The 2,372-nt window shown below is 67.2% G+C and carries 3 protein-coding genes; 1 reads left to right on the forward strand and 2 read right to left on the reverse strand.

All coding sequences use genetic code 11. The features are described from left to right. The coding region (locus ELR45_RS34540) for a hypothetical protein (protein ID WP_165367453.1) at positions 1 to 542 on the reverse strand (542 nt) is incomplete at its 3' end. Positions 543 to 712: 170 nt separating this feature from the next. On the opposite strand from ELR45_RS34540, the gene ELR45_RS03820 reads away from it, so the two are divergent. Further along, positions 713 to 1,387 (forward strand): haloacid dehalogenase type II, encoded by a 675-nt coding sequence (locus tag ELR45_RS03820; RefSeq protein WP_129663617.1) that lies wholly within the window; start codon positions 713 to 715, stop codon positions 1,385 to 1,387. On the opposite strand, the gene ELR45_RS36775 is transcribed toward ELR45_RS03820, so the two are convergent. After that, positions 1,373 to 2,372: heavy metal translocating P-type ATPase (locus ELR45_RS36775; protein ID WP_205855845.1), on the reverse strand; the 1,000-nt coding region annotated here is incomplete at its 5' end. The genes ELR45_RS03820 and ELR45_RS36775 overlap by 15 nt on opposite strands.

A 2,372-nucleotide genomic window follows, 5' to 3' on the forward strand; every position in this document is an offset into this window, starting at 1 on the left:
GCCCGGCGAGCTCTGACCCGCGCTCCACGCTTGTCGCCGAGGGACACGTCGGTGGTGAGCAGGATCGTCGACGCGACACGCTCTCGGGCAAAATCGACCAATGGAGTACTGCCAGTCAGCTGTAGCGTGATGAGCTGCGGCCGCTGTGGCGTCAGTACAGCCAGCTCGAGCGTGTGCTCCGTATCATCCCAGTTGACCCGGGTCACCTGTTCCCACCCGGTGCGCAGCCACGAGTTGTCCGCATGCCGATAGAGGCTTCGCTCCGTAGAGACGACCCAGTTCCCGGTGACGTCACAGAGGATGCTGAGGACATGTTCGCCCGGTACCAACGGGATCTGCTCGAGAACGTCGGCGCGGATTCGGCGTCGCTCCGCCACACCTTCTGCCCACGTACGCCACGCCTCGAACGGCTTCGCGAAGAACGCCGGTGTATGTGGGCGTCGACGAGCTCGTGGTTCCGCGCCACTGCCGGCGACGACAGTAGTAGCCGGACGTACGTGCGAGCGTGTCAGCACCGCTTCGGGACAGATGACATGTGTCATGGACGACCACTCCCTCACAAGGGTTGTGGGCGGCGAGCTACCGCTCCGCCGTAGCACCATGGTGACCACGAACGACCGTCCGCGATCAGTAAGGAGGCTCACGTACGCGCCGTCTCTCCTACTCGCACGATTCTCTTGCTCGCACGGTGGGAAGGCGGCAGGATCGTTGCATGGCGACCCGTCCCGAGGTCATTGCGTTCGATGTGATCGAGACCCTGTTTCCGCTGGAGCCGATCCGGCAACAACTCGTCGATGCCGGCCAGCCGGGCCACGTGCTCGATGTGTGGTTCTCCCGGCTGCTGCGCGACGCCTTCGCGCTCGTCGCCAGCGGCGGGTACCGCCCGTTCGGCGACGTCGCGGCCGCCGCGTTGCGCTCTACTGTCGGATCCGCGCTCGACGACGACGCCGTCCGCACTGTGCTGGCCGGATTCGCCGAACTCGATCCCCATCCCGACGTCGAACCGGCCGTCCGGGTCGCGGCCGAAGCGGGCCTGCGTATGGTGACGCTGACCAACGGCACGGCCAAGAACACCCGCACGCTGCTTCGACGCGCCGGCATCGAGACCGACATCGAACAGGTCCTCTCGGTGGACGACATTCAACGGTGGAAGCCCGCACCGGAAATCTACCGGCACGCCGCACACAGCACGGGTGTTGCGCCGGAACGTGTCGCCCTCGTCGCCGCGCACGCCTGGGACACTCACGGCGCGCATCAGGCCGGTCTCACCACCGGATGGGTGGCCCGTCTCGAGGACCAGGTTCCCGCGATCTTCGCCACGCCCGACGTCGTCGGGAACGACTTGGTGGAAGTGGTCCGTGATCTTGCCGCACTACCTCCTGAGTAGACCTCGCGCGAAGGAGTTCGTGAGCACCGTGGTGACCGAAGCGACCATGGCGGCCATGGCCCAGATCGGATGGACCAGTCCGGTGGCCGCCGCGGGCACGCCGACGCCGTTGAAAGCGAACGCAAGCGTCAGGTTCTGCTTGGTCTTGGCGTACGAACGGATGCCGATCTCACGGGCGTCGGCCAACGCACCGAGACGGTCGCTCATGATGACGACGTCGGCGCACTCGATCGCGATGTCGGTTCCCGCGCCGATGGCGAACCCGACGTCGGCCTGGGTCAGCGCGGGTGCGTCGTTGATGCCATCACCCACCATGGCCACGCGCTGCCCCTCCTGTTGCAGCCTGCGCACCTCAGACGCCTTGTCCGCCGGAAGCACCTCGGCGAGGACTCGCGCGATACCGACCTCCGCGGCCACGGCCTCTGCGGTACGACGGTTGTCACCGGTCATCATCACTGTCGTGATACCCGCGTCCTTCAACCGCCGGATCGTCTTCGCCGCGTCGGGTTCGACCTCGTCCCCGATACCGACCAGCCCGAGCAGCGACCCATCGCGACCGACCGCGACGACGGTCATGCCGCGTCCCTCGAGCTTCTGCTGACGTGACATGGCGGCGGCGACGTCGATGTCCTGCTCCGCCAGGAAACCTGGCTTGCCCACCAGCACATACGCCCCGTCGACCGTCGCCTCGACACCCCGGCCGGTGTGGCTCTGGAAGCTCGCCGCGAGCGCCACGTCGATGCCGCGTCGCTCAGCGGCGTCGACGATGGCCCGCGCCACCGGGTGCTCGCTGGCGGACTCGGCAGCGGCAGCCGTCGCCAGGACCTCGGCCTCATCCGAGGCGCCCAGCGCCACAACGCTCTGCACAGCCGGCTCGCCGCGGGTAAGGGTGCCCGTCTTGTCGAACACCACGATGCCGATCTCACCCATGATCTGGAACGCCTCGCCTGAGCGCATCAGAATGCCCTGGCCGGCGGCCTGTCCA

Source organism: Phytoactinopolyspora endophytica, from assembly GCF_004138495.1.
GTDB classification, from domain to species: domain Bacteria; phylum Actinomycetota; class Actinomycetes; order Jiangellales; family Jiangellaceae; genus Phytoactinopolyspora; species Phytoactinopolyspora endophytica.

What these genes read in the sequence shown, in the direction of transcription:
- ELR45_RS03820 (WP_129663617.1), top strand. Translation starts at nt 713, where the DNA reads ATGGCGACCCGTCCCGAGGTCATTGCGTTCGATGTGATCGAGACCCTG.